At 72.1% G+C, this 26853-nt stretch carries 20 protein-coding genes and 9 pseudogenes; 15 read left to right on the top strand and 14 right to left on the bottom strand.

Annotated elements, in window-relative coordinates:
• The first annotated feature begins 41 nt into the window (after nucleotides 1-41).
• Nucleotides 42-413 carry an FmdB family zinc ribbon protein gene (locus UK82_RS42240; RefSeq protein ID WP_082122238.1) on the top strand — a complete coding sequence of 124 codons (372 nt, stop codon included), beginning with the start codon at nucleotides 42-44 and terminating at the stop codon, nucleotides 411-413.
• Nucleotides 414-1040: 627 nt separating this feature from the next.
• On the opposite strand, the gene UK82_RS03135 is transcribed toward UK82_RS42240, so the two are convergent.
• On the bottom strand, nucleotides 1041-1271 hold the full coding sequence (locus tag UK82_RS03135; RefSeq protein ID WP_173402713.1) for a hypothetical protein: 231 nt from the start codon (nucleotides 1269-1271) through the stop codon (nucleotides 1041-1043).
• A gap of 640 nt (nucleotides 1272-1911) precedes the next feature.
• Between UK82_RS03135 and UK82_RS33935 the strand changes: the two genes are divergently transcribed.
• On the top strand, nucleotides 1912-2055 hold the full coding sequence (locus tag UK82_RS33935) for a hypothetical protein (protein ID WP_009741885.1): 144 nt from the start codon (nucleotides 1912-1914) through the stop codon (nucleotides 2053-2055).
• Between the two features lie 156 nt (nucleotides 2056-2211).
• On the opposite strand, the gene UK82_RS03125 is transcribed toward UK82_RS33935, so the two are convergent.
• Nucleotides 2212-3006 (bottom strand): alpha/beta fold hydrolase, encoded by a 795-nt coding sequence (locus tag UK82_RS03125; protein WP_063897432.1) that lies wholly within the window; start codon nucleotides 3004-3006, stop codon nucleotides 2212-2214.
• 292 nt (nucleotides 3007-3298) lie between these two features.
• On the opposite strand from UK82_RS03125, the gene UK82_RS03120 reads away from it, so the two are divergent.
• The 8 genes and pseudogenes from UK82_RS03120 to UK82_RS03105 form a co-directional block, all read left to right on the top strand.
• Complete coding sequence (locus tag UK82_RS03120; RefSeq protein WP_044887851.1) at nucleotides 3299-4024, top strand: GntR family transcriptional regulator; 726 nt, start codon at nucleotides 3299-3301, stop codon at nucleotides 4022-4024.
• Nucleotides 4025-4089: 65 nt separating this feature from the next.
• Nucleotides 4090-4313 (top strand): annotated as a pseudogene (locus UK82_RS35335) (cysteine hydrolase); the annotation flags it as partial.
• 1 nt (nucleotide 4314) lies between these two features.
• On the top strand, nucleotides 4315-4917 hold a 603-nt coding region (locus tag UK82_RS03115), incomplete at its 5' end, for a cysteine hydrolase family protein (RefSeq protein WP_236705447.1).
• A gap of 15 nt (nucleotides 4918-4932) precedes the next feature.
• A pseudogene (locus tag UK82_RS03110) lies at nucleotides 4933-6486 on the top strand (amidase family protein); the annotation flags it as partial.
• 1 nt (nucleotide 6487) lies between these two features.
• Nucleotides 6488-6917 (top strand): annotated as a pseudogene (locus UK82_RS35330) (allophanate hydrolase); the annotation flags it as partial.
• Nucleotide 6918: 1 nt separating this feature from the next.
• A pseudogene (locus tag UK82_RS35325) lies at nucleotides 6919-7170 on the top strand (allophanate hydrolase); the annotation flags it as partial.
• Nucleotides 7113-7265 (top strand): annotated as a pseudogene (locus UK82_RS42235) (hypothetical protein); the annotation flags it as partial. The pseudogenes UK82_RS35325 and UK82_RS42235, both read left to right, overlap by 58 nt.
• Nucleotide 7266: 1 nt before the next feature.
• The coding region (locus UK82_RS03105) for a metal-sensitive transcriptional regulator (RefSeq protein WP_236705446.1) at nucleotides 7267-7487 on the top strand (221 nt) is incomplete at its 5' end.
• 133 nt (nucleotides 7488-7620) lie between these two features.
• On the opposite strand, the gene UK82_RS03100 is transcribed toward UK82_RS03105, so the two are convergent.
• On the bottom strand, nucleotides 7621-8157 hold the full coding sequence (locus UK82_RS03100; protein ID WP_044887850.1) for a MarR family winged helix-turn-helix transcriptional regulator: 537 nt from the start codon (nucleotides 8155-8157) through the stop codon (nucleotides 7621-7623).
• A 216-nt stretch (nucleotides 8158-8373) separates the two neighbouring features.
• Between UK82_RS03100 and UK82_RS03095 the strand changes: the two genes are divergently transcribed.
• A complete protein-coding gene (locus UK82_RS03095; RefSeq protein ID WP_082122236.1) occupies nucleotides 8374-9120 on the top strand; it encodes an alpha-ketoglutarate-dependent dioxygenase AlkB in 747 nt (248 codons plus the stop codon).
• A gap of 95 nt (nucleotides 9121-9215) precedes the next feature.
• Here UK82_RS03095 and UK82_RS35320 read toward each other — a convergent pair whose 3' ends face one another.
• The 6 genes and pseudogenes from UK82_RS35320 to UK82_RS35300 all read right to left on the bottom strand — a co-directional run.
• On the bottom strand, nucleotides 9216-10043 hold the full coding sequence (locus UK82_RS35320; RefSeq protein ID WP_236705486.1) for a WD40 repeat domain-containing protein: 828 nt from the start codon (nucleotides 10041-10043) through the stop codon (nucleotides 9216-9218).
• A 119-nt stretch (nucleotides 10044-10162) separates the two neighbouring features.
• A pseudogene (locus UK82_RS35315) lies at nucleotides 10163-12047 on the bottom strand (protein kinase); the annotation flags it as partial.
• Between the two features lies 1 nt (nucleotide 12048).
• A pseudogene (locus UK82_RS35310) lies at nucleotides 12049-12524 on the bottom strand (serine/threonine protein kinase); the annotation flags it as partial.
• 529 nt (nucleotides 12525-13053) lie between these two features.
• Nucleotides 13054-13692, bottom strand: a complete 639-nt coding sequence (locus tag UK82_RS03085; protein ID WP_044887848.1) for a two-component system response regulator — start codon at nucleotides 13690-13692, stop codon at nucleotides 13054-13056.
• Between the two features lie 136 nt (nucleotides 13693-13828).
• Nucleotides 13829-15361 (bottom strand): annotated as a pseudogene (locus tag UK82_RS35305) (hybrid sensor histidine kinase/response regulator); the annotation flags it as partial.
• 1 nt (nucleotide 15362) lies between these two features.
• On the bottom strand, nucleotides 15363-18010 hold a 2648-nt coding region (locus tag UK82_RS35300), incomplete at its 3' end, for a HAMP domain-containing protein (protein ID WP_396230445.1).
• Between the two features lie 240 nt (nucleotides 18011-18250).
• Here UK82_RS35300 and UK82_RS03075 point away from each other — a divergent pair.
• The 3 genes and pseudogenes from UK82_RS03075 to UK82_RS03070 form a co-directional block, all read left to right on the top strand.
• Nucleotides 18251-19758 (top strand): annotated as a pseudogene (locus UK82_RS03075) (GAF domain-containing protein); the annotation flags it as partial.
• A 1-nt stretch (nucleotide 19759) separates the two neighbouring features.
• The coding region (locus tag UK82_RS35295) for a PP2C family protein-serine/threonine phosphatase (RefSeq protein ID WP_236705444.1) at nucleotides 19760-20362 on the top strand (603 nt) is incomplete at its 5' end.
• A gap of 203 nt (nucleotides 20363-20565) precedes the next feature.
• Nucleotides 20566-21423, top strand: a complete 858-nt coding sequence (locus UK82_RS03070) for an ATP-binding protein (protein WP_055406246.1) — start codon at nucleotides 20566-20568, stop codon at nucleotides 21421-21423.
• A 51-nt stretch (nucleotides 21424-21474) separates the two neighbouring features.
• On the opposite strand, the gene UK82_RS03065 is transcribed toward UK82_RS03070, so the two are convergent.
• The 4 genes from UK82_RS03065 to UK82_RS03050 form a co-directional block, all read right to left on the bottom strand.
• Nucleotides 21475-22497 carry a bifunctional lytic transglycosylase/C40 family peptidase gene (locus tag UK82_RS03065; protein WP_055406245.1) on the bottom strand — a complete coding sequence of 341 codons (1023 nt, stop codon included), beginning with the start codon at nucleotides 22495-22497 and terminating at the stop codon, nucleotides 21475-21477.
• A 69-nt stretch (nucleotides 22498-22566) separates the two neighbouring features.
• The gene (locus tag UK82_RS03060; RefSeq protein WP_055406244.1) at nucleotides 22567-24279 is read right to left on the bottom strand and encodes a transposase; all 1713 of its coding nucleotides are present in this window, start codon (nucleotides 24277-24279) and stop codon (nucleotides 22567-22569) included.
• A gap of 532 nt (nucleotides 24280-24811) precedes the next feature.
• On the bottom strand, nucleotides 24812-24958 hold the full coding sequence (locus UK82_RS33510; protein WP_157866960.1) for a hypothetical protein: 147 nt from the start codon (nucleotides 24956-24958) through the stop codon (nucleotides 24812-24814).
• Nucleotides 24955-25251: a hypothetical protein gene (locus UK82_RS03050; protein ID WP_044887152.1), complete on the bottom strand. Its 297-nt coding sequence runs from the start codon at nucleotides 25249-25251 to the stop codon at nucleotides 24955-24957. The genes UK82_RS33510 and UK82_RS03050 overlap by 4 nt, the downstream gene beginning before the upstream one ends.
• A gap of 308 nt (nucleotides 25252-25559) precedes the next feature.
• Here UK82_RS03050 and UK82_RS03045 point away from each other — a divergent pair, with 308 nt between their 5' ends.
• Nucleotides 25560-26087 (top strand): NUDIX hydrolase, encoded by a 528-nt coding sequence (locus UK82_RS03045; RefSeq protein ID WP_044887153.1) that lies wholly within the window; start codon nucleotides 25560-25562, stop codon nucleotides 26085-26087.
• Nucleotides 26088-26236: 149 nt separating this feature from the next.
• Here the strand turns inward: UK82_RS03045 and UK82_RS03040 are convergent, their stop codons facing one another.
• Entirely contained in the window at nucleotides 26237-26704 is a 468-nt protein-coding gene (locus UK82_RS03040; protein WP_055406242.1) for a hypothetical protein, read from the bottom strand.
• Nucleotides 26705-26853 lie beyond the last annotated feature (149 nt).

Genomic DNA, 26853 nt, shown 5'->3' with positions numbered 1-26853 from the left:
TGGCAGTCGCCACTTCTGAGTGCCAGCTCCGGGAGGAGTACGTGCCTACCTACCAGTACCGCTGCACCGACTGCGGACGTGACCTTGAAGTCGTGCAAAGCTTCAGCGACGCGTCACTGACGGAGTGCCCGACCTGCGCCGGACGACTTCGTAAAGTGTTCGGTTCGGTGGGCGTGGTGTTCAAGGGCAGCGGCTTCTACAAGAACGACAGCCGGTCAAGCTCCTCCGGCGGTTCCACGCAGCACCGCCCGAAGGACACCGCGGACGCCGCGAGCGCCACCGCCACCAGCTCCACCGGTGGGAACGACTCGTCGTCCAGCTCCGAGTCGTCCTCGGCCGCCACGGCGAGCAGCGGCTCGTCCTCGTCGGCGCCCTCGACGTCGAGCACGGCCTCCAGCACCGCGGCGGCCTGACCGACCAAAGCACGTTCACCGTCTGCCGAAGGCGTCCGGGCGCTCGTCGTCCCGGACGCCTTCGGCATGCTCGGGGTAGCGACGGCCCTGCACGCCCCGATGGACCGCGTACCGCACCGCCCCAGGCGTCCCGGACGCGCTCCGGACGCGCTCCGGACTCGCTCCGGACTCGCTCCGGACGCGCTCCGGACGCGCTCCGGACGCGATGAGGCCAGGACGGGGCGGCACCATGACCGATGCCGGCTCCGACGAGGCCGTGCGACGGGTTGCGACGGTCGCAGTACCGCGGTCGGGCAGAGGCCGGACGGGTGCCACGCAGACGGGTGCCACGCAGACGGGCGTCCCGTGCCTGCCCAGCCGGCCTTCCCCACGGTGGTGACCGGTGACCGGCGACCGGCGCTCCGCTCAGGTCGGAGCACCGCGCACCGATGAACCGGGATGGGAGCGGACGTTCCGTTTCGTACAGCTCCCCGAAATGCGCTGTTAGTGCGATTCAGCACGGCTGCCAGGCATTTCCGTTCGCCTCCGGACGGCACACGCCGACGAGGCCGACGACGGCGCCCGCCGCCGATCCGGATCGACTCCGGATCGGGTCACGCGCCCGCGCCGTCGTACCAGACACACCGCCTACTGTTTGCGGCGGCGATAGTGCTCCACGATCCAGGCGTCTACCTCTCGCTTGCGCCAAACTCGGGTGCCTTTGGCACCACTACCCGTCGGCGCGTTGATGACCTGCAAGGGTGCCGGAAACCGGGAGTCCTTGCGCGTCCAGTAGTCCACCGCCTGGCGAGTGATCTTGAGTTGGAACGCGATGTCCCCGATGCCGACCAACTGCTCACCGTCGTCCACGCGGAACATCGTAACCACTTTGCTCTTCCCCAAGAACCTCGCTAGGGTCTATTTTGCTGCGTAGCAAATTGACGGAGGAGGAAACCGATGCCCCCCACGCCACGCCGCGCCNATGAGGTCGGGGCGCTGTTAGACCGCGACGAGGACTACGACGAGGATCCGATCGGGGATCCGCCGATCACGGTGAGCCGCTACCGGGCGTCCATCCGGGCGGTCCTGGGCGTCCGGATGCCGGAGCCCGGGATCGTCGCTTCCGCCTGGTCCCAACGGGAGACGGACGCTTTCCTGGCGGGCAGCCGGGCCACCCTCCGACTCGTCGTCGAGGTGATCGGGCACGCCCTGACCACGCCGCCACCCGCCCGCGATGGTTTCGGCGGCGTAGATTGACCGTCGGCGCGCGGCCCGGATCCGGGTGGCCACCATCCCGCCCGGATCCGGGCCCCGCGCCCCCGGTGGCAGCATTGCAGTGGCCGACCCGGCGCGTGACCGGCCCGGGCGCCGGGGCGAACAACGCACTCGCGTCTAACCAGTCCGCGGGACGCGGTCCCATCCCGTCGGCAATCGATTCACCACCGACCTGCCGCCCCGGCCGCGATCGCCGGACCGGGACCGCGGCAACGAACAGTCCGCGCCACACGAGGGGAAGATCATGGGCGCCACCGAGCCGCGCGACGACGACTCGTTCGACGACGAACGGGAGATCGGATGGGGCGACGAGTCATTGTCCGAGGAAGACGATCCGGACATCGAGCGACTCCTCGCCGATCTTCCGCCGCACCACGTCGAGCGCTGATCGGCGGCGACACCGCCGGCCACCCCGCGGGCCACGAGGTGGAAAGCGCCGCGCTCGGCCAGCTTTCCCGGCGCAATACGTCTACCGGTAGGTAAGCCTGAGCGCCGTGCCGGCACCCGCGCCAGGTCAGGCGAATTGCGGGTGCCATGACACGGTTTACTGCGTTGTCCCCGTCCCCGGCACGTGCAATCCGTGGTCGGAGCCGGATTGCCCGCGGGAAGCCGGCGCCGAGCTGGCCGCGGGGCCGAGGTGGACGCCCCCGAGCAGGCGGGCGAAGGCGGCCGGCGCCTCCAGGTGTGCGGCGTGTCCGCAGCCGGGCACGACACGGACCGTCAGCCCCAGCTTCTCGCGCAGGAGCAGCGCGGCACGATGGCGCACGGGCGGCGAGTCCGCCCCTACAGTGATGATCGTCGGACAGGTCCGCGCCGGCAGGGGCGGCGGCTCGAAGTCCAGGAACATCGCCAGGTCCCGAACGACGGCGTCCGGGTCGGCCGGCGCGTCGGCGGGACTCCACGCGGGCCCGTACAGCGCCCGGGCGAAGGGGACCACGCCACCCTGCGCGAACGCGGCGGCCATCGGCGCGAGCAGCCCGGGCAGCAGCGACCCCACGGCCGGCTCGTGCAGCACGGCACCCGCCAGGGGCACGCCGGCGGCAAGGATCGCCAACCCCAGCGTCGCACCGCCGCTCACCCCGCCGTAGACGGCGCCGTCGAGCAGCGGCCGCAGCGCCGCCAGCTCCGCGGCCAGGTTCCCGGTGGACGGCCGGTCCGGGGCCTGCACCGGCCGGTCGCCGAGCTCTCGACGCACGTGCCGCCACACCGCCCCGGTCGTCGCCGTGCCGTGCACGAGCACGACGGGTGGCACCACCCCGGCCACCCCGGCCACCCCGGCCGCCCCCGTCTCCGGCACCCCGGCCTCCCCCGTCCCACGCATCGTCCCGACGTCCACCACCGCGTCAGCCTCCGTCTCGCCCGTCGACCGAACCGTCCACGGACGGCCGTTAACGCGTCCGCAATCCTCGTCGCAGGAAAGTAACAACGAGCGCATTGATCGGAAACATTCGAATCCTTACCGTCCAATGCATGTACACGGCTCTGTATACAGCGCAGTATGCAACAGGGACGAAAATCCCGTCACGATCACCTCCGGCGGNCGGCCGGGGACGGGCACCGACCGCTGCCGGGCGGCGGCCCGACCGAGGGGGGTGGCGCACCGTCGACGTCGATGTCGGATGCTCGGCTGTATGACTCCGTCGCCGACCCCGAGGTCCACCGCCGCCGGCAACCTTCGCGACCAGGCATACGTTGCACTGCGTCGACGACTGATGTCCGGAGAGTTCTCCTTTCGGGACCGGCTTGCCGAGGAACGTCTCGCGGCCCTGCTCGGAGTCTCGCGCACCCCCGTCCGGGAGGCCCTGACCCGGCTGGCCGGCGACGGCCTGGTGGAGAAGCGACCGGACGGCGGCTACTACCCGGCCGAGCCCGACCTCGGCGCCCTGCGCGACCTCTACGAGATCCGGGTCACGCTGGAGCTGCGCGGGCTGCAGCGCGCGGTGGAGTCCGGCACCGCGCACGATCCGGCGGTGTTGGAGCCGTTGCGGGACGCCTGGCGCGCCCTGCGCGACGATCAGCCTGCTCCCGATCCCGCATTCGTCGCCCTGGACGAGGATTTCCATATCACCCTCAGCCGCGCGTCGGGAAACGCGGAACTCGCCCACATGTTGGACGCAATAAATGCTCGGATCCGCCCCGTTCGGATGCACGACTTCGTCACCGCCGACCGGGTTCATCTGACGATCAGCCAGCATCTCGGGATCGTCGAGAGGGTGCTCGCGGGCGATCTTGAGGGCAGCGTCGTCGCCCTGCGCCAGCACGTCGGCGAGTCCATGGACGTCGTCGAGAAGCGGGCGGCCCGGGCGATCACCCAGATGGTGCTGAACCGCAGCCGCGCCTCGGGGATCAGGAGCTGACCGCGGAGCCGGCGGACGCCCACCAGCACGACCGATCATCGTCGGCTCGCCCCAGGAGGACCGTCATGACCACCGCAACCTCAGCCCCCACCGCAACCTCAGCCCCCACCGGCGCGACTCGGCCCGCCGTCACGGCCGGGCCGCCCCTGCCGAACCCGGACCGGCTGGCCGCCGCCGGGGACCTGCGGATCGGGCCTGTCGTTGCGAACCCCTACGCCTGGCCCTACGACGGATCGTTCAGCCCGGCGACGACCGCCGTCATCAACATCGACTGGCAGGTCGACTTCTGNGGTCCGGGCGGCTACGTGGACGCGATGGGCTACGACCTCGGGCTGACCCGCGCCGGCCTCGCCCCGACTGCGGCGCTGCTGGCCGCGCTGCGCCCGTTGGGCTTTCTCATCGTGCACACCCGGGAGGGGCATCGGCCGGACCTGTCGGACTGCCCGCCGAACAAGCTGTGGCGCTCGAAGCAGATCGGCGCGGGCATCGGGGATCGGGGCCCGCGCGGGCGGATTCTCACCCGTGGCGAGCCCGGCTGGGAGATCGTGCCCGAGGTCGCGCCGCTGCCGGGCGAGATCGTGATCGACAAGCCGGGCAAGGGCTCCTTCTACGCGACCGACCTGGACCTCGTGCTGCGTCGGCACGGCGTCACCCACATCATTCTCACCGGCATCACCACCGACGTGTGCGTCCACACGACGATGCGGGACGCCAACGACCGCGGGTACGAGTGCCTGCTGCTGTCCGACTGCACCGGGGCCACGGATCCCAGCAACCACGCGGCCGCGTTGCACATGGTGACGATGCAGGGTGGCGTCTTCGGATCGGTGGCCACCTCGGACGCGGTGCGTACGGCGGTCATTGCGGCCACCGCGGCCACCGCCGCGGTCTGAACCTCGTCCCGCTCCATGGTCATCGACGCGCCCTCCCCTGATCCGACCAGTACGGCCCCGCCGCCACCCACCGCCGAGCCCGTACCTGCCCAGACCCACCCCGATCCGACCAGCGCCGCCCCTGACCGGCAGCCCCCGAACCTGCAGGCCCCGAACCTGCAGACCCCCACTCTGCAGCCCCCGAACCTGCAAGCGCCGGGTCTGCAGACCCCGAACCTGCAGACCCCGAACCCGCAGACCCCGAACCTGCAGGCCGCAGTGCTGCAGGCGGGGTACCGCAGCGGTCGGCTGCGGGTGACCGAGGTGATCGCCGCCGTCTACGACCGGATCGAGGCCCGTGGGGACGACGCGGTGTGGATTTCGAGATTCCCCCGGTCGCAGGCACTGGCCCGGGCCGCAGCCCTGGACGCGCAACGGGATGCCCTGTTCGGGCCACCCCCGGTTCCCACCGCCCCCATGGCCCCCGCGGGCAGCACGGGTAGCGCGACCGGGCCTGACCATGACCCGGACGGGCTGGGGGGCGCGACACCGGACCTGCCTGCCCTGTTCGGGCTGCCCTTCGCCGTCAAGGACAACATCGACGTCGCCGGCCTCCCAACCACGGCCGGCTGCCCGGGCTTCGCCTACGAGCCGACCGAGGATGCCCCGGCCGTCAGCGCACTGCTCGCCGCCGGGGCCATCTGCGTGGGCAAGACGAACCTCGACCAGTTCGCGACCGGCCTGTCCGGGGCGCGCTCGCCCTACGGCACGCCGGTGTCGCCGTTCGACCCCACCCTGATCGCCGGCGGGTCGAGTTCCGGCTCCGGCGTCGCGGTCGCGGTCGGCCTCGTGACCTTCGCGGTCGGTACCGACACCGCGGGCTCCGGCCGGGTGCCGGCGGCGCTGACCAACGTCGTCGGGCTCAAGCCCTCCCGCGGCCTGGTGAGCACCCGCGGACTGGTCCCGGCCTGCCGGTCGTTGGACTGCCTGAGTGTCTTCGCCCTCAGCGTGCCGGATGCGCGCCTGGCCCTGTCGGTCATGAACGGCTACGACGCCGCCGACCCCTACTCGCGCCGGCTGCCCCTCATGCCCCCGGCGGACGACGCGCCGGCCCCGGACGCAGCCCCGGCGGCCTCGTTGTTCCCGCCCGAGCAGGGGGCGTCCGGGAATAACGATCATCCGCCGCGTCCCCCACACGGGCTACGGGTCGGGGTGGCCAGGCCGGAGCAGCTCACCTTCTTCGGCGATCGGGGGGCCCGAGCGGTCTACGACGACGGGCTGCGGCTGATCCGCGGCGTCGGCGCGCGGACCGGCGAGATCGATCTGGGACCGTTCCTGGCGGCGGGGGCGCTGCTGTACGGCGGGCCCTGGCTGGCGGAGCGGTTCGCCTCGGTGGGAGAGTTCGTGACCGCCCGGCCGGACGAGGTGCATCCGGTCGTCCGCACCGTGCTCGAGCCGGGCGCGTCGATCACCGGGGTGGAGACGTTCCGGGGTCTGACCCACCTGCACGCCCTGCGCCGCCAGGCCGACGAGATCTGGCGGGACATCGACGTGCTGGTCCTGCCGACCGTGCCCACGACCTACCCGGTCNAGGCCGTCCAGGCCGACCCGATCGGCCTGAACGCCAGGCTCGGGCGGTACACCACCTTCGTCAACCTGCTCGATCTGGCCGCCGTCGCGGTTCCGGTCGGCTTCGCCGACGGACTCCCGCACGGGCTGACCCTCATCGCCCCCGCGGGCCGGGACGAGTTTCTCGTGGACCTCGCGGCGCGCCTGCACGCCAGGACGGGCCTGCCGGTCGGCGCCACCGGCCACGCCCTGGCCCGGTCGGGCCCCGCCGGCCGGCCGGGCACACCAGCCGGCTTTCTCGACCTCGCCGTGGTCGGCGCGCACATGAGTGGGCTGCCACTGAACGGCGAGCTGACCCGGCTCGGCGCGGTACTGCTGCGTCACGACCGCACCCTGCCCCGATACCGGCTCTACGCCCTGCCGGGCCCGCAGCCGCGCCGTCCCGGCCTGCTNCGGGTGCACACCGGCGGCGCGGCGATCGACGCCGAGGTGTGGCGGCTGCCACTGGCCGCAGCCGGCGGCTTCCTGCTCGAGGTGCCGTCTCCGCTGGCGATCGGAACCCTCGACCTCGCCGGCGGCCCCACCCTGGGCTTCCTGTGCGAGTCGGCGGCGGTGAACGGCGCGCTGGACATCACCGCCCTCGGCGGCTGGCGGTCGTATCTGGCCCGACCCCAGACGGAGACAGCACCCTCACAGGTACCGTAGGGGGGTACTGGTCGTCGTGGGGGAAGGTGCTGCGGATGCACGGCTACACCAACGCCAAGGACGAGTACACCGCCCGGTTGCGCCGGATCGAGGGGNAGGTCCGCGGCCTGCAACGCATGATCGCCGAGGACAAGTACTGCATCGACATCCTGACCCAGGTCTCGGCCGCGACCCGGGCCCTGCAGTCGGTCGCCCTCGGTCTGCTGGAGGATCATCTCGCGCACTGCGTGGCCCACGCGGCGGCGGAGGGCGGCCCCGTCGCCGACGAGAAGCTCCGGGAGGCGTCCGCCGCGATCGCCCGGCTCATCCGCTCCTGACGTACTCCCCCGTCCGACCCGCCCGACCGTGAGCCAGAGCATCCACGCCGGCACCCCCGCGAAGGCCCGCGCCAGGTACCTGCCGGCCCGGGGCTGACCCCCGCAGCCCCCGCCGGGCCACTTCCCCCACCGGTCACCCGGTCGGCTGGCCGCGATCACCCAACGCATCCACCAGGTTCGACAGCGCGGGCAGGGCGGTGAGGATGGCCGTCCGGTCAGCCTCGACCAGCCGGGCCAGGGCCGCGCCGAGGCGTCGCTCATGGGCACGCTGCCAGCCGGCCAGGGCCGCCGCCCCGGCCGGGGTGAGCCGCAGCAGCGCCGCCCGCCGATCCGCCGGGTCGCGCTCCCGGTGCAGGTAGCCGGCGTCAGCGAGCTGCTGCACCAGCGTCGAGACGCTGTTCGGAGCGAGTCGCAGACGCCCGGCGAGCTCACCGACGCGGGTGCCGTCGGCCTCGGCCAGGCATTGCAGGAGCTCGACCTGCGCCATCGGCAGGGCCTCCCACGAGTACTCGGTACGGATGCTTGTCCGCAGCACCCGGCGCAGCCGGGTGACGACCTCGGTGAGTCGGCGCACGTCCCAGTCGGGGCCGGTGACGGCTTCGCCGGCCGTCGACGAAGGGAGGACGGTCGAGCCGTCGGCGACGCCGGGCTCGGGAGAACGTCCGGTCATCGGATCTGCGGCGTGGCGACCCCGCCGTTCACGGTGGGGAGGAAACGCCGCTCCATCATGGTTGGCATTGTTGTTGTCCGTTCCACGCCGACGACACCACCGGTACCCGGGGCCTCGATCCCGCAGGTTACGCCCCGCGGTGACGGCAGCGGCGCATCGCGACCGTAGATCGGCCCACACCGGGACCCGTGGTAGGCACGAGGTAGCGTCGGCGAGGTGACGGACGCCGTCCCACCGGCCACGGCTGCCGGCCGCGCGGGCGGGCCCGCCGCGCCGCCGGACGCGGGGGCGTCCCTGTCGCCGGGCGTCGGCATGGTGGATCCGGCGGCGCGCTCGGAGCGGATCTGGCTGGACGAACGGTCCTGGGTCGACGTCACTCGCGGTTGGCTGCGCGGCGCGGACGAGCTGCACGAGGCGATGCGCTCGGGCCTGCCCTGGCGGCAGGGCGCCATGTGGCGCTACGAGCGCCAGGTCACCGAGCCGCGGTTGACCGCGTGGGTCCCTCGCGGCGCGCCGGTGCCCTTCCCCGCTCTGCTGGAGGCCTACCGGACGCTGCGGCGCGTCTACGGAGTGGAGTTCGACGGGTTCGGCATGTCCCTGTACCGGGACGGCTCCGACGGCGTCGGCTTCCACCGCGACCGCGAGATGCGCTGGCTGGACGACACGATCATCGCGATCCTCACCCTCGGTGCGCGGCGGCCGTTCCTGGTGAAGTCGCGCCACCTGCCGCCGGGCCGGCGGCTGCTCAACGACCCGCAGGCACCGGGCGGGCGTGACCTGTCCCCCGCCGGCGGGGATCTGATCGTGCTGGGCGGGCGCGCCCAGGCTGACTGGCTGCATGCGGTACCGCGGGTGCAGGGGCACGTCGGCGCCCGCATCTCCGTGCAGTGGCGCTGGACCTCCCGGGCCGGCCGGCCCGAGCAGGGGCCCGGCTACGGCGCGGCCCGCCACTTCGACCGTTAGCCGTGCCCGCGCCACCGTCCGGCGGGGTCAGTCGCACGGCGGAGTCCGTCGCAGGGTGGAGTCCGTCGCACGGCGGAGTCCGTCGCAGGGCGGAGTCAGTCGCAGGGCGGGTCGTAGCGACGGTGACCGAGCTGGCTGCGCCACTGTTCGCGGCTGATGCGGTCTCCGATCCGGGCGCACACCTCGTCCTGGGCCGCGAGCAGATCGAGCTGCCAGAGCCGGACGCCATCCCCGACCGCGGCCGCGAGGGTGCCGGCGGGCCCGGCGAGGCCGAGGGCGGTCACGCCGGTGGTGGCGCCGGCCGGCAGGGTGCCCCGGCGCACCGGCTGGGGCGCCGAGGACACGTCCCACAGCGTGATCTGACCGGCCGCGCCGCCGACGGCGAGCACCCGGCCGTCCGCGGACAGCGCAAGAGCCCCGGGCGGGTCCGCCGCGGCGCTCGGAGCTGGTCCGGGAGCAGGAGCTGGTCCGGGGGCGATGGACGCCAGCCGGCGCAGACCCCGCGGATCGCCAAGCCCGAAGATCTCCGTCTGGGTGCCGCGGGTGGTCGTGGTGGTCGCCGCGAACCAGCGGCCACCCGGGCTGACGACGATCGCCCGGACGTCGGCCGCGGCGGTGCGCTCCGCGCGGCTTCGCGGGTTCCGCGGATCGGTGACGTCCCACACCGCGAGGCGACCCGGGCCGCCGAGCACGAGTGAACGCCCGTCCGGGGTGAAGGCCAGGCTGGTGACGGCCGACGGTCGGGTCAGCACGACGAGGGCACGCGGCGAGCGTGGGCGGCTAACGTCCCACAACCGGACCGTCCGATCCGCCCCCGCCGAGGCGAGCATCCGGCCGTCCGCGCTGACCGCGACGGCCGTCCCGGCGCCGGCGTGACCGCGCAGGTCCGCCAGCGGCGCGACCTCGGCCGCGGCGGTGCGCACCTGGTCCAGCGCGCCGTCGCCCACCAGCCGTGGCGGGATGAGCTGCCACAGCCGGATCACGCCGTCCGCCCCGGCCGTCACCACGGTCTGCGGTACCGGGGCGGTGGCGGACGCGGATNGGCGCGGCACGATCGTGACGGCACGCAGCGCCGGCCCGGCCGACCGCGGGGCGCTGTCGGCGGTCTCGGTCACGCGCGAGGCGTCGACCGTCCCGGCGCCACCGGCGGCGGCCACGCCGGCCGGGGTGAGCTCCGCGGCGCTGAAACCGCGCCGGGTGCCGCCGGCGGAACGGCTGCCGGAGCCGGCGGCGAGCTGTGCACGGCCGGCGGCGTTCGCCGCGCTGTCCGCGGTCAGGTCGCCGACCCGGCGTACCCGCGTGGAATCGGCGATGTCCCAGACGGATCCGCCGGCATCGCCGACCGCGATCAGGTACCGGCCGTCCGAGGTGACCCGCAGGCCACGGATGGTTCCGGTCGACGCGACGATCTGCCGGACGCTCGCCTCGGCCAGGGCCTGGGCGGCCAGCGCGGTCGGCTCGAGCCGGTACGCGGCGAAGGCAAGCTGCCCGGCGAGGTTCGGCTCCCGGTCGAGCAGGCTGATCGCGGCCGCGGCGGCACCGCGGGACGTCGCCGCGCCGCCGCGGTCGCGCACGGTGCCCAGGATCGCGAACGCCGGGATGACCAGCAGCGACGTCGCCGCGCCGAGCGACAGCGCACGCCGTAGCCACCCGCGGTCCGGTCGACCCGGGTGCGGCGCCGCGACCGCCGGCTCCTCCCGGTCCCCGCCGGTCCCGGTGGTCTCCGTGGTGCCGGTGGTCTCCGTGATCCGGGTGGTCTCCGTGATCCCGGTGGTCTCCGTGACGGCGACGTCGCCCTCCCGGGGCGATCTGTCCGCCCCGGCCGGCCGGGCGGCGGTCGGCACGTCTCCCGTGCGGGCCGGGCGGGCGTCCGCCAGCTGCCGGATAGACGGGGACGACGCGCGCAGGGCCTGCTGGGGTATCGGCGTCCGCTGGCGCGGGGCCGGGGTGGGGGTGTCCGGTCCGGGCTCTGTCACGACCGCGAGCAGCGCCGGCCGGTCCTCGCCGGGCGGGTCGTCGCCGCTCACGCGTCGGGGCAGCGAGGCACCGGGCAGCGGGACCGTCTCGTCCCCGGACGGCTGCCCGGAACCGACCTGTGGGGATAAGGAGGTCGGGCCGGCCCCGGTCGCGGCCAGCGGAGATGTCGCCGCGACGGGCGACGCGTTCGCGGGGTGCGACGACATCCCCGCCCGCGAGACCGTCGCACCAGGCGAGATCTCGCTGCCGGCGGGCTCGGGCTCCACCGCCGGCTCGGGCTCCACCGCCGGCTCGGGCTTCGCTTCGGACTCGGCACCAGGCTCCGGCTCGGGCTCCGGCTCGGGCTCGGGGTCGGACTCCGGCTCAGGGTCGGACTCAACCTGCGGGGCCGCCTCCGCCCCGGGCTCAACCCGCGGGTCCGCCTCCGCCTCGGGCGCTGCCGCCGGCCGCCGATGATCGTCGGCGACCGATGCGGCGGCGGGTAGCGGACCGGCGGTCACCGTCGTCTCCCGGGCTGTCGCCGCGACGGCGTCGGCAGCGTCGTCGGGGAGTCCCATCACGCCGTGTTCGGCGACAGTCCGCGGGTCGTCCTCGGGAGCACTCACCATGAGGTGCTCGAGCAGGTCGACGGCGCGGGGCCGGCGTTTGGGGTCCTTGCGCATCGCGGCAGAGACCAGGTCGCGCAGATCGGGATCGAGCATCGACACATCGGGCTCGGCGTAGACGGCACGCTGGAGCAGAGCACGCGGGGTGCCCGCGCCGAACGGAGGTCGGCCGGTCGCGGCGAACAGCAGTACGCCGCCCCAGGTGAAGATGTCGGACGCGGCGGTCACCGCCTGGCCCAGAGCCTGTTCCGGACTGATGAACGCGAGCGTCCCGACGCCGGACGAGGAAGTGCCCGAATTGTCGGCGGAGACCACGTTCAACACTCGGGCGAGACCAAAGTCGACNAACCGCAACCCTCGCCCAGAAAGCACCACATTGGTCGGTTTCAAATCGCCGAAGACAATTCCTTCGCCATGGAGCGCGGACAGCGCTGCGGCAAGCCCCACGGCGAGCCGGGCGGTGTCGGCCGAGTGCAACGGACCGTCGTCCTCGACGCTGGCGGCGAGAGTCGGCGCGTCGATGTACTCGACGACCACGTAGGGGGGCCGGGCCAGCGTATCCAGGTCCAGGATCGCGGCGAGGCAGAACGGGGCCAGCCCCCGCAGATGATCAAGATCGGTGCGCAGCCGGCGACGGAACTCCGTGTCCCGCGCGAACGGCGCCGTGATCAGCTTGATGATGACGGGCCGCGCGAGATTGTTACGGGCAAGAAACACCGGTCCGGTCCCGGCATCGACCAGCTTCCGTTCAACCGTATACGGACCGATAGTCCTGGGATCTAGCCCGGCAAGAGGCTGGGGAGTGCGCCGGGCAATCGCCATACGACGAAACCTCCTACGGCTGCACAAACCGGCTGGGCGGGCACGCCGGCGGATCTGGTCGACAAAAGCATGCTATCGGCGCGGAGCGAGGGCGGGGACAACATCCATTCGATCGCGGCGCAGTGTCAGCCGGGACACAGGGAAATGAGCGGTCCGGAACGGGCGGTCCGGTGCGACTGGGGGCCGATCTGGCGCTGGTCGGCGTCGCCAGCGCGACGAAGCGTGAGACGTCGGCAACGGATCGGAGCCTCCGCCCGTGTCCGTCACCCGCCCGCGACGACGGCGTGATGTGACCGACACAACGGACCGCCACGCGCCAGTGGTCCCCCAGGCGGGCACCCGCGCTACCCCGGGCCACCCGCCCCGACCGGCACTCCGACCGACCAGCACTCCGACCGACCGGCACCGCCAGGCGACCAGCACCGCCGTCCGACCGACGCCTCGGGTCACCCCACACCACAGCTCGACCCGGCGCCCCGCCCCGCTCACCCGCAACCGCGGCGAACCAGACGGACGGCTGCGCGGGCGTTCAGGTGTTGTTCGAGCGCGCGAAGGGCTGCAGCCGGGCGACCAGACCGCGCACCTCGGCTCCGGCCGCGGCGATCGTCTCCTCAGCGGAACTCCCGCCCCCGCCTTCCAGCAGGACGTCGAGCGCGATGAGCCGCTCGGCGACCTCCGTCATCAGGTCGAAGTCCCGGACCCGCTGATGAACCAGCTCGGACAGCCGCTCGTTCTTCTCGAACAGCTCCACGAACACACTGACCTTGGCCCGCAGCAACCACGGGTCGAACGGCTTCGCAATGTAGTCGACCGCACCGACAGCGTAACCGCGGAACGCGTGATGCGGCTCCCGATCGATCGCCGTGAGAAAGATGATCGGGGTGTCTCGGGTGCGCCCGCGCTGCTTGATCCGATGCGCTGTCTCGAATCCGTCCATCCCAGGCATCTGCACGTCCAGAAGGATCACGGCGAAGTCGTCGACGAGAAGGCGTTTGAGCGCCTCCTCACCCGACGACGCCGTGACAAGATCCTGATCCAGCGAGGCGAGAATCGCCTCCAGCGCCATGAGATTGTCGGCCCGATCGTCAACCAGCAGGATCTTGCTGCGGGGTCGTTCCGCGGCCGGCCCGCCTTCGCCGTCGACGGAACCGCCGCTCCGCTCGGTCACCCGCCCGCCTCCTCCTTCGCGATCGCCTTGCCGGTCCATGGTGGGAGTCGCCACCCCACCACCATCGCTGATCGCTCCCGACGGCATCTCACCGCCCCACCGATAGACACCCGAATGCGCACCATACGCGATCTGATCAATACAGATACGACCGCATCACCCCGAGGAGGTGGTCGAGATCCACCGGCTTGGTGATGTAGTCCGTGGCGCCGGCGGTGATGCTCTTCTCCCGGTCCCCGGGCATGGCCTTCGCGGTCAGCACCAGTATCGGCAGGTCGGCGAAGGCGGGCATGTCCCGGATCATCGAGGTCGTTTCGTTGCCGTCCATGCCGGGGAGCATGACGTCCATCAGCACGAGGTGCACCGGCGCGGTGTCCTGCTGGAGGGTGCGGATCGCATCGTGGCCGTTGTCGGCGTAGAGGACCCGCATTCCGTACATCTCCAGAGCGCTTGTGAGCGCGAACACGTTGCGCACGTCGTCGTCCACGACCAGGACCGTCGTGCCGACCAGCGGGTCGGAGTCGTCGATGTCCCCCGCGGGCAGCCGGCCGCCGGTGTCGGCCGGTTCCGTCAGGAACGGGGTGCCCACCGCGGAATCGCCCGGCCGCCAGTCCGTGGTGTAGGCGGTCGCGGCCGGTGGCGAGACCCGGTTCTCGGCCGGACCGGCAGAAGCCGCGTCCCCGCCTGCCCCGCCTGGGACGCTCGCCGCGCCGGAGCCGTTGGCGGCGCCGGAGCCGTTGGCTCCGCCTGAGCCGTTGACAGCAGCGGAACCGTTGGCGGCGCCCGAGCCCGGGCCGGATCCGCCGACGGCGGTGGGCGCCGGCGTGGGCGCGCCGCCGCGCTGGCCGGCGACTCCGCCGATCCGGTCGGCGACCCCGTTGCGCCAGCCCTGCGCGGCCGGCGAGCCGGCCAGGGCCGCCCTCGTCGACTCGTTCTGGCCCCAGCCACCGTCCGCCGCGCCGACGATCATCAGAACGTCGTCGGGCTCCCCCGGCGTGACCCCGAAGGCCGGCATCTGCGCGAGCGGGACCGCCGGCAGGTAGAGGGTGAAGGTGCTGCCGTGCCCGACCGCGCTGGACACCGCGATCGAGCCGCCGAGCAGGCGAGCGATCTCCTTGCTGATGGACAGGCCGAGCCCGGTGCCGCCGTAGCGGCGCGAGGTGGTGCCGTCCGCCTGCTGGAACGCCTCGAAGATCATGCGCAGCTTCTCGGCGGCGATCCCGATCCCCGTGTCGCTGACGGCGAAGGACAGCACCGTGCCGGCCGAGCGCAGGTGCGACGCCAGGTGCGGGAGGTCGGGACGAGCGAGGGTGACGTCGAGGCGGACGGTGCCGCTGTCGGTGAACTTCACCGAGTTGGACAGCAGGTTCTTGAGCACCTGCTGCAGGCGCTGCTCGTCGGTGACGAACTCGGCCGGCACGTCGGCGGCGAGGTTGACCTCGAACGCCAGCCCCTTCTCGTCGGCGACGGGGCCGAAGACCCCGGCGACGGCGTCGCACAGGGCCGCGGTGCGCACGGTGGTCGCGTCGACGTCCATCTTGCCGGCCTCGACCTTCGACAGGTCGAGGATGTCGTTGATCAGGCCGAGCAGTTCGGAGCCGGCGGAGTGGATCGTCTCGGCGAAGTCGATCTGCTTGCGGGACAGGTTGCGGTCGGGGTTGTCGGCGAGNAGCTTGGCGAGGATGAGCAGGCTGTTCAGCGGCGTGCGCAGCTCGTGGCTCATGTTCGCCAGGAACTCCGTCTTGTACTGCGAGGACAGCGCGAGCTGCTCGGCCTTCTCCTCCAGGCCGATGCGGGCCAGCTCGATCTCGTGGTTCTTGTCCTCCAGCAGCGCCGCCTTCTCCTCCAGCTCGTTGTTGGTGCGCTGCAGCTCGACCGACTGCGACCGCAGCTCCTGGGTGAGCCGCTGCGACTGGGCGAGCAGCTCCTCCGTCCGCGCGTTCGCCATGATCGTGTTGAGGACGACGCCGATGGTGTCGACGAGCTGGTCGACCAGGGTCAGGTGCAGCTCGGAGAACGGCGTGAACGAGGCCAGCTCGATGACGCCGAGCACCTGGTTCTCGAAGACGACCGGGACGACGACGAGGTCGCACGGTGGCGCCTCGCCCAGCCCGCTGCGGATGTTGAGGTAGCCGGCGGGCACGTGCTCGACCCGGATCCGGTTGCGCTCCAGCGCCGCCTGGCCGATCAGGCCCTCGCCGAACAGGAACGTGCCGTCCGAGCGGCGCCGGGGCACCGAGCCGTAGCCGGCGACGTAGCGCAGCTTGTCGCCCTCGATGAAGTCGAGCAGGTAGACGGTGCCCTGCTGGGCGTTGACCGCCGGGGTCATCTCGCTGATGATCATCTGGCAGACCGCGTAGAGGTCGCGCTGGCCCTGCATCTTGCTGCCGATGCGGGCCAGGTTCGACTTCAGCCAGTCCTGCTGTGCGTTGAGCTCGGTGGTCTCCCGCAGCCGGGCGATCATCTGGTTGATGTTGTCCTTGAGCTCGGCGACCTCCCCCTCGGCCTCCACCGAGATGGACCTGGTCAGGTCGCCGCGGGTGACGGCGGTGGACACGTCGCCGATCGCGCGGAGCTGGATGGTCAGCGTGGAGGCGAGCTGGTTGACGTTGTCGGTGAGGTCCTTCCAGGTCCCGGCCACCCCGGCGACCGTGGCCTGGCCGCCGAGCTTGCCCTCCACGCCGACCTCCCGGCCCACCCGGGTGATCTCCGCGGCGAACGAGGAGAGCTGGTCGACCATCGTGTTGACGGTGTCCTTGAGCTCGGCGATCTCGCCCTGCGCGGTGACGGTGATCTTCTGCGACAGGTCGCCGCGGGCCACCGCCGTGGTGACCAGGGCGATGTTGCGGACCTGGCTGGTCAGGTTGCCCGCCATCGAGTTCACCGACTCGGTCAGGTCCCGCCACACCCCCGAGACCCCGCGCACGTGCGCCTGCCCACCCAGCGCGCCCTCGGTGCCGACCTCGCGGGCCACCCGGGTGACCTCGTCGGCGAACGAGGACAACTGGTCCACCATCGTGTTCAGGGTGTCCTTGAGCTCCAGGATCTCGCCCTGGGCGGCAACGGTGATCTTCTGGGACAGGTCGCCGCGCGCGACCGCGGTGGCGACCAGGGCGATGTTGCGGACCTGGCTGGTCAGGTTGCCCGCCATCGAGTTCACCGACTCGGTCAGGTCCCGCCACACCCCCGAGACCCCGCGCACGTGCGCCTGCCCACCCAGGTTGCCCTCGGTGCCGACCTCCCAGGCGACCCGGGTCACCTCGTCGGCGAACGACGACAGCTGGTCGACCATCGTGTTCAGGGTGTGGGCGAGGCCCGCGACCTCGCCGCGGGCGTCGACGGTGATCTGCCGGGTCAGGTCGCCCCGGGCCACCGCCGCCGCCACCTCGGCGATGCTGCGGACCTGGGTGGTGAGGTTGCCGGCCATGACGTTGACCGAGTCGGTGAGGTCCCGCCAGACGCCGGAGACGCCCTTGACCTGCGCCTGGCCGCCCAGCTTGCCCTCGGTGCCGACCTCCTTGGCCATCCGGGTGACCTCGTCGGCGAACGCGGAGAGCTGGTCGACCATCGTGTTCACGGTCGACTTCAGCTCGTGGATCTCGCCGCGGGCGTCGACGGTGATCTTCTGGCTGAGGTCGCCCTGCGCGACCGCGGTGGTCACCTGGGCGATGTTGCGGACCTGGCTGGTCAGGTTGCCCGCCATCGAGTTCACCGACTCGGTCAGGTCCCGCCAGACCCCGGAGACGTCCTTGACCTTGGCCTGCCCGCCCAGGTTGCCCTCGGTACCGACCTCGCGGGCCACCCGGGTCACCTCATCGGCGAACGACGAGAGCTGGTCCACCATCGTGTTCACCGTGGTGCCGATCCGCAGGAACTCCCCGCGCACCGGCTGGCCGGCGATCTCCAGCGCCATGTGCTGGGACAGGTCCCCCTCGGCCACCGCGGCGATGACGCGCGCGACCTCGTGGGTCGGGCGGGCCAGGTCGTCGATGAGGGAGTTCGCTGCCTGGGTCATGTCCGACCAGCCGCCGGGGCTGCCCTGGTCCTCCATCCGCAGGGTGAGCCGCCCGTCGCGGCGGATCACCTTGCTGACCCGGGCCAGCTCGCCGGCATGGCGCTCCTGGATGGCGGCCAGCTCGTCGAACTTGCGCACCACGTCGCCGGCATACCCCTCCCGGGCCGGCAGGCGGGTGGCGAAGTCGCCCTCGCACAACCTGGTCAGACCGTGCAGGAGATCGGCGATCAGCTCATCCGACGAGGTGCGCGATGTCCGGGTCTCGTCCACGTCGCGGGTCGCATGAGGGACGATGGTCGCGATAGCGTCACCGCCGGGTGCAACGGGATCACGGCGAGCCGGGGCCTGCTGGTCGTCAGTGGAACTCATCGGTCTCCTACCTGAGCTCGGTCGGCACGATCGTCTCGGACGACGGGCCGGGCGGAGGAGCCCGGGCCAGGGGCGGTCTCCTCGGGGCACCGGCGTGGGCGGGCGTCGGTGGACAGGTGACACCAGCCGCCAGTATCCGCCTCACGATGGACAACGCAGGAGAGACTGAGCGACATGAATGGCGTAGGAGGGGGTCCGACGACGCCGACGCAGGCCATCACGCTGCCGCCGACGCCCGATTCCCCTCGGTCCGCGCGGCGCTTCGTGCTCGAGACGCTGCACGGCCGGCTCGACGACGACCTGCTCGACTCCGCGCTCCTGCTGGTCACCGAGCTGGTCACCAACGTCGTCGTGCACGCGGGCACCGCGGCCACCGTCGACGTCCGCCAGGAGGGCGACGGCGTTCGCGTCGGCGTCGCCGACCGGCACCCGGTGCGCATCGGCATGGCGCGGGTGAAGAAGGTGGACGTGCCGCGCCCGCCGTCGGCGTTCCCCGAGGAGGCCGACTTCGGCCTCGACGGGCTGCGCGAGGACGGCCGCGGCCTCGCCCTCGTCGACGCGCTCGCGACGAGCTGGGGCACCGAGCACCGTCCCGGCGGCAAGACCGTCTGGTTCCGGCTCGGTTCCGCGGACGTCCCGCAGGAGGACTCCACCGCCGACGACGAGGCGGTGATCGTGCCGGCCCAGATGCGCCCGGCACGGCTCATCGCCCGCGACACCGCGCGCGCCCTGACCGCCGAGGGCGAGGTGAACGAGCTTCTCGCGCAGCTCGTCGACGCCCTGACCGTGACCGCCGGGCTGGTGCGACGCCCCGGCCGCGACGGCGGCCGGGTCGAGACCGTGGCCACCCTTGGCGTCGTCGGCGAGGCCGACGAGGCGGTGGCGTTCCCGCTGGACCCGACCCAGTCGAGCCTCGGCGAGCTGCTGCTGTGGCCGGCGCCCGGGGCAGGCCCGGCCGGGCTCGACGTCGACCGCATCCGGCTGGCGACCCGGTGGATGGCGCTGGCCCTCGGCGGCGGCGACATGCGCCGCGCCGAGGAGCGCCGGATCGGGATGCTGTCGTTCCTCGCCGAGGCGTCCGACCTGCTCGCCGGCAGCCTCGACCTCGGCCATTCGCTGGCCCTGCTGGCCCGGCTGCCGGTCCCCCGACTCGCCCAGTGGTGCGCGGTCTACCTGCATCGGGAGAACGCCGATCCGGCGCTGTGGTCGGCCGCCCACGCCGAGGAGAACATGGCCGGCGCGCTGAGCACGGCGGCGGCCGACCCGGGCGGGGTGCTGATGGCCGCGGTGCGCTCCGCGAGCGGCGACCGGGTGCACTCGCTGACCGCGTTCGGCGGCCCGACCCTGGTGATGGTGCTCAAGGCCCGCCGCCGGGTGCTCGGGGTGCTCGCCCTCGGGCGCCCGGAGGGCAACGCGTTCGCCGCCGACGAGATCGACCTGCTCGCCGACCTCGCCCGCCGGGCCGCGTTCGCCATCGACAACGCCCGCCTCTACAGCCGCCAGGTGGAGCTCGCCGGCACGTTGCAGGCCGGGCTGCGCCCGCCGGACCTGCCGATGATCGAAGGACTCGATCTCGGCTCCGCCTACGGCGCCGCGCAGTCGGCCGGTCTGGACGTCGGCGGGGACTTCTTCGACCTGCTGTGGGGCCCGCTGGGCTGGACGATCGCCATCGGCGACGTCTGNGGCAAGGGCGCCGAGGCCGCGACGGTCACCGGGGTGGCCCGCGCCGTCCTGCGGCTGCTCACCGGGCGCGGCACCGACCTCGGCGAGGTACTGCTCGAACTGAACCGGACACTGCGTGACGCCGCCTCCTCGCACCCCAACGGTCAGGGCCGGTTCTGCACCCTGGCCGCGGCGTCGATCACGGGCCCCGCGAGCCTGCCCGGCGGGGGCCCGGCCGGGGACGCGCAGGCCGCCGGAATCCGGCTGCGGCTGTTCCTCGCCGGGCACCCCCAGCCGGTGGTGCTGCATGCCGACGGGCACGCCTCGCTCGTCGGCCGGCCCGGCACCCTGCTCGGCGTGCTCGACGACGACGAGGTCTCCTTCCCCGGCATCGACGTCACCCTCGGCGCCGGCGAGTCGCTGGTCTTCTACACCGACGGGGTGATCGAGGCCCGCGACGGCCGCGACCTGCTCGGCGAGGATCGGCTGCTGGCGGCGGTCGCCGGGTGCGCGGGGCTGTCGGCACAGGGCATCGCCGACCGGGTGCTCGCCGCGGCCGAGCGCTTCGCCGGCGGCAACCTGCGCGACGACGTCGCGATCCTGGTCGCGCGGGTACCCGGCTGACCGGCCCCGGGTGGTGGCGACGGCCGTCACGTCCCCCCGCGACGAAGCCGGTCGGCGGCCATAAACGCAGGTCCGGCGTCCACAGCAAGATCGAATGCCGAGTGGGCATCGCCCCAAGGGGTGCGATCCGGATTCCGAGGCTTCAATCGGCCCTGAGCGGGTACACGATGAGCGATGTCCTCGTTGTTCAGGCTTGGTGGTAGATGAGCGCGTCTTCGGTTCCGATGGACGTGGTTCGGCAGGCGACCTCGCGTTGCCCACCCGCGACCCACATACTCGCCGAGCTTCCCTATCTGCCCTCGGCCGTTCCCCAGGCCCGTCGGGTCCTGCGGGAGGGCATGCGGATGGCGCAGCTCCCCGAGGACGTCCGCAGCACCGCCGAGCTGCTCGTCAGCGAGCTCGTGACCAACGCCGTCAAGTACGGCCAGCCACCGTTGTGGCTGCTCATCGAGATGCGCCCCGGGCTGATCCACGCTTCCGTCTCGGACACCTCGACCGTCCTGCCGCAGCGGCGCACGGCCGCGCCCGACGCCGAGGGCGGCCGCGGCCTGCTCGTCCTCGACGCCCTCGCCGGAAGCTGGGGGACGGTCATGGCGGAGTCGGGCAAGTACCTCTGGTTCGACCTGCCGGTGCCGCACGAGCCCGCCCCCGCCGGCGACGGCGAGGCCACGGCGACGGCCTCCCGCGACGGCGACCGCACCCCGGCGTCCGCCGGCACCTCGGACCCGACGGATTCCACCCGGGTCGCCGCGGGACACCCGCACCAGGGGCGTTCCGATGGACCCGCCTCGCCGTCCACGCAACCGCCGTCCACGCCACCGCCGTCCACGCCACCGCCGGACAAGGCTGCGCCCCCCGCCGCGCCGCGGGCCGCCCTGGTGTCTTCCGGCCTGCGCGCCGACGGGCCGACGGCGACGCCCGCGGCATCCACGACCTCCGCCATCTCCCAGCGGCGGTCCCGCCCCGGTTCGGGCAGGATCCGGCCGGCCATCTCCGGGCCGGGCGTCCCCCGATCGGACGACGGCCAGCCCGACACCAGGATCATCACCCGACTGTTCTGAGGCCCCGGGGCCGCCGCCCATGGAAGCGCGCAGGCGCCGGGCCGGCGCGACTCACTCCGTCGACAGCGCCGACGGCCTGGTGACCCGGGTGACCTTCTCGTAACGATCCAGTGTCACGATCTTGACCACGTCGCCGGTGTGCGGGGCGTGCAGAACCTGGTTGCCGCCAAGGTAGATGCCCACATGCCCCGGATTCGAGGGGGTTCCGTCCGATCCCGCGGCGAACAGCAGGTCCCCCGGCTGCCAGGCCGACAACGGCATCAGCGCGATGCTCGGACCGGAGGCGTCGACCTGGTCGTAGGTCGTGCGGGGCAGTCTGACCCCGGCCGCGGCGTAGGCCGCCTGGACGAGCGAGGAACAGTCCCAGGCATCCGGCCCGTTCGCGCCGAGCACGTAGGGATCACCAAGCTCACCGCGCGCGAAGGCGATCGCGGCCGCGGCCGCCTCGGTCGCCGGTCCGATCGGGGCGCTCGCGCTGCTGAGCGCCGCGGTCATGCCGGGCACGGCGGCGAGGATCGACTCGACGTAGCTCTGGGTCTCCGAAAAGGGCGGAACGCCCTGGTAGGCACGCACAGCGCCCGGGCCGGCGTTGTAGGCGGCGAGCATGAGCCGTACCGGGTCCCCGGGCACATCCGCGACCGCGGCGGCCACCGAGCAGTCGTAGGCGGCCGCAGACGGGATCGCGTCGGCGGGATTGAGAATGTCGGCCCGGCCGTCCCCGTCCCCGTCCCGGCCGTGGCTGGCCCAGGTGCCGGGCAGGAACTGCGCGATGCCGAGGGCGCCGACCGGTGATCGAGCACCGGGCCGGAAGCCGGACTCCTGCTTGAGCTGGGCGGCGAGCAGACCGGGACTGAGGGTGGCGCAGGTCTGACCGGCACTGAGGATCGCGCCCACGTAGGCGCCGGGGATCGTCCCGGCGTCCGCGTACTGGCCGGTTGCGCCGCCGGAGTCCCCGGAGATCGCCTCGCCGAAGATCGCGACAAAGCCCACGACCAGCACCATCGCCGATCCGGCGAGGATGGCCGCCAGCGGTGGCGTCGATGCTCCCTGCGCCGGCATGGTCTCGACCGCCATCGCCCGGGATCCACCCCCTCATCACGAGTCAGGACGACTTGATGCTGATCGCGGTGAAGACTCTGCTGCTTAATTCGGGGTTTGGGTTGCGAGTTGGTGGCTGAGGCGGGTGATGTTGACCGCGGTGGCGGAGAAGGCGTGTTGGAGGCGGGTCTTGGGTAGGCCGCAGTAGCGGGCGTAGCGCAGGCCGGTGACGTCGAGGGCCTGGTTGATGGTGCCCTCGATCCCGGCGCGCAGCGCGTACCGGGTCTTCCAGGTGTCCGTGGCCTGTTCGGCGCGGGCGGCGGTGAGGGTCTCGTGGAGTTCTTGGGGGCGCAGGCTGAGGTAGCGGGTGCCACGCGCCGCGGTGGTGCACTCGGTGCGGGTGGGGCAGGGGTGGCAGTCGGTGTGGGCGAACTGGACGACGATGGCGTCGCGGTCGTGCTGGCGGACGGGGTACCAGCCGGTGCTGGTGTGGCCTTGGGGGCAGCGGGCCTGGCGGGTTTTCCAGTTGATCCGGAACGCGGCCTTGTCGTAGCCGGCGCCGGCTCTGGCCTGGGGTGAGTGGTCGAGAAGGGCGGGGGTGACCATGGTGATGCCGCGGGTGGCGGCGGTGTGGAGGAGGTCGGCGGAGGAGTAGCCGGCGTCGAGGTAGTGCTCGGCGGGGGTCAGGCCACGCTCGGCGAGGGCGGCTTGGACGGGCAGGGTGGCCTTCACGTCGGGGACGGTCGCCTGGGTGGTGAGAACGTCCGTGATCAGCCGTAACGGCAACGCTTCGGCTTCGGCTTCGGCTTCGGCTTCGGCTTCGGCTTCGGCTTCGGCTTCGGCTTCGGCTTCGGCTTCGGCTTCGGTGGGAGGGTCGCAGGTTTCGGTGAGGTGGACCTTGTAGCCGCACCAGAACAGGTCGTCGCCCTTGGCCGCCCACCGCGCGTCGCGGTCATACGGGGAGGCCAAGCGGCGATGTCCGGGCGGGACACCCTGCTGGTCGGCGTCCCGCTTCACGATCACCTCCCGTCCCCGGCTGTCGGTCGACAGGTAGTAGGTCTGCACCAGCATCTGCTGTAGGAACGCCACCGCGGGGATCTCGCGCGGCCAGCCGGGTGCGGTGGGCGCGCCCACCGCCCGGCACACCGCGAGCGCGTCCTGGCCGAACACCACCGCGAGGCGGTCCCGGGCCGCCGTCGACGACGGCATCGTCCATCCGTTGACCCGCTCGCCGTAGCGGTGCGCCAACTCGTCGACGTTCAGGGTGTCGGCCAGCCAGTCGGGGGCCGCGACCGCGAGGGCCTCCAACGCCGCCCGCACACTCTCCCCAGCAAGCTCGGTGCGGTTCAGGTCCCGCACCACGCTGATCACATGGGTGGAGTCGGTGCGCGCCCGGCCACCGGCGCCGATCAGGCCCCGCTCACGGCAGACCTCCACGAGCCGGTCGAACACCACCCGTTCCAGGCCATGGTCGGCCAGGCGGGTCCGGAACCGGGACAGCACAGTGGCGTCGAACCCGGTGTCGGTCAGTTCCGCGCCGAGGGCGTACTTCCAGTCGATCGCGCGGACCGCCATCGCCGCGGCCTGCCGGTCGGTGAGGTTCTCGGTGAACTGCAGCACCGTGACCAGCGACAACACCGCCGGCGGCAGACCCGGCGCCCCCCGCCGGCCGAACGCCGGGGTGAACGGCTTATCGACGAACACCTCGGCCAGCCGGTCCCGCAGCCGCATCGCCGGCGTCCCCCGCGGGAACGCCGCCCGCGCGACCGCCACGGTCTGCGCCGGGATCTCGGGCAGCCCCTTCGGCTGCAACGACATGTGCCCCACCTCCCGCGGCCCACGAGGCGACCCGGACCGCAGAGGAGATCATGCCGCACCCACGACACCCAGCCGAATTAAGCAGCAGAGTCAACGACCAGCTCAAAACCCATCTCCGCGGCCCCGGGCGAGTCCTACGGTCCCGTCTTCCGGACCTGGTCTACCAGGAGATCTGGTCCTATCTGATCGTCCACCATGCGATCAGTGACCTGACCGCGCAGGCGTCCGCCGCCGCGGACCTCGACCCGGACTCGATCTCTTTCGCCAAGGCCCTCCGCCTGATCCGCCGTACCGCCACCGGGACGGCGGACATTCCCCCCTCAGGACTGGACTGACCACCTTCCCAAGCACCTGTCCAACCTCGCCCGGCTCCTGATCCCCGACCGCCGTGAACGCACCTGCCCCCGCGCGGTGAAACGCGCCCGCCACAACAACTACCGCGTCAAAAAACCCGGCGAGGCCGCCAGCATCCGCCATCACGCTCCAGCGACGGCCAGGATCCACACCCTCAACCGAACATGATCAAAATAGGCTACGTGGCATTGACCCCAGGCTGGCCGCCGAGCAGGAAGACGATCGGAACCTCCTGCCACCGCGCCCCCGCGAGCAGTTCGGGAACGATCTCGTGGACGAAAATCTCCTGGTGGCTCTTCGGATCGAGCCTGAACTCCTCGGTCACTGCCGCTCTTCTCGGAGCTGCCTAGCCCGCGGTCCGTACTCCTGGAGCACCCGGGCGACTGCAGACGGGCCCCCGGCAATCATTCGACGCCGCTCGGCGGCCAGGGCGGCACGCTCCGCCCGGAGACTCTGCGCCACCGTCTCGTCCGGCTCCTCAGCCAGCAGACTGGAGATCCTGGCGGTCAAGGCTCCCAGGATCCACTCCGCAACCTCAAGATCGACCCCTTGGTCGAACGTTCGTGCTGGCAGAGCATCACCCAGCAGAGAGCGCCGCCGCTTCACCGGCTCAGTCATCAGGATCCTCCCGGCGTCTACGCGTAGACGATAACATCGGTTCGCACCGTAGGTGAGGACAGGGCGCCGAATTACCCGGGGCACGGAAGCGCCTGATGTTTTTGCTCGGTCGAATCCGCCGCCACCGATCTGGATCGATGGCGGCCTCCACCGCGACCCCTTCGACGAGAACGCCGGCGCAGGGGAAACCGCCACCGTCCCTGCGGAGCGGCAGATCCGATCCCGCATCGAGCAAACGGCCTCGCCGTCCGGCTGCAGGCGGACGGCGGACGGCGGACGGTCAGTTGTCGCACGAGCAGGGAGCCTTCATGAAGTGGCGGGTTCATCAGGAGCGGTCCGTCTTCCAGACGCCCTGGGTCAACCTCGCCTACCTCGACGTGGAGCAGCCGGACGGGCAGCGGGCGGAGTATCACGTGGTCCGGCTGCGCGATGTCGCCATCACCTCGCTGCTGGACGAGTCGCGGCGGGTACTCATGCTGTGGCGGCACCGGTTTGTCACTGACACCTGGGGCTGGGAACTGCCGATGGGTCTGGTGGAGGACGGCGAGGAACCCATCGACGCCGCCGCCCGGGAGCTGGAGGAGGAGACCGGCTGGCGCCCGGGGCCGCTGCGGCCCCTGATCTACGCGCAGCCCGCGAACGGCATCACCGACGCGCAGCACTTCGTGTTCCGGGCGGACTCCGCCACGTTCACCGGACCGCCCACGGAACGCAACGAGTCGGATCGCATCGAATGGATACCGCTCGGCGAGATCGGCGAGCTCATCCGCCACCGAAAGATCGTGAGCAGCGCCACCCTCGTCGGCGTCATGGCCCTGCTCCTTGATGAACCGTGAACGCCGGCCCGGGCCAGCCTCCGGGTCACCCGCCATGGACCCTCGGGACACCGCCGAATTCAGCAAGCCCGCCGGGCGGCGAAGGTGGGTACCGGGATGCCTCCGTCGATGCAGCCCACCGGGCGGACGGGAATTCCGCCAGATACACGTCAGAGCACGGGGAGCCAGCCACGGCCGACGACGCATCGCCAGATCCGACCGCCCGAGGTGGCTGATCCGCCGATGACGAGCTGACCGGTGGTCACGCAGTCCGCCGGCCGCGGATCGACGACGCTCAGTCTGACCCAGGGATGGAAGATGTCACCGCCCTGGTGCACGTTGAAGTTGTCGCCGAACACGCTCGCCCCGCCCGCCTTGTTGACGGCGAAGATAGGCTGGTTAAAATTATCGTACACAATGAGCAGCTGACCGTTCGGCCCACCGGTGGACTGGATGCGCAGCCCCTCGCTCGCCTGGTTCGTCGCCCGGAAGACCCAGGGATTGTCGAAAGATGTGCCGGACGCATACGCATAGCCACCGCCACCCAGAACTGCACCGAGCAGTACGGCCCCCAGAAGAAGAGGGACGGCGGTTCGGTACCGATGCCCGGACACGCGCCCACGCAGAAACGAAAGCATGAGAATTCCCCCCGCACAACCGGCTTCGGATCGGCCGTTGCCACGACCACACGGATCACCGACGCGACGCCGGGCGAACACGACCAGCAGACCAGAAGGCCGAGACCAAGGAACCACCGAAAGCAGCCGATCAGGCTGTAACCGAAGAG

Origin of the sequence: Frankia sp. ACN1ag, assembly GCF_001414035.1 — a bacterium.
Classification (GTDB): Bacteria; Actinomycetota; Actinomycetes; order Frankiales; family Frankiaceae; genus Frankia; species Frankia torreyi.
Note: the sequence above shows the minus strand (reverse complement) of the source record. Positions and strands in the feature narration are given on the sequence as shown.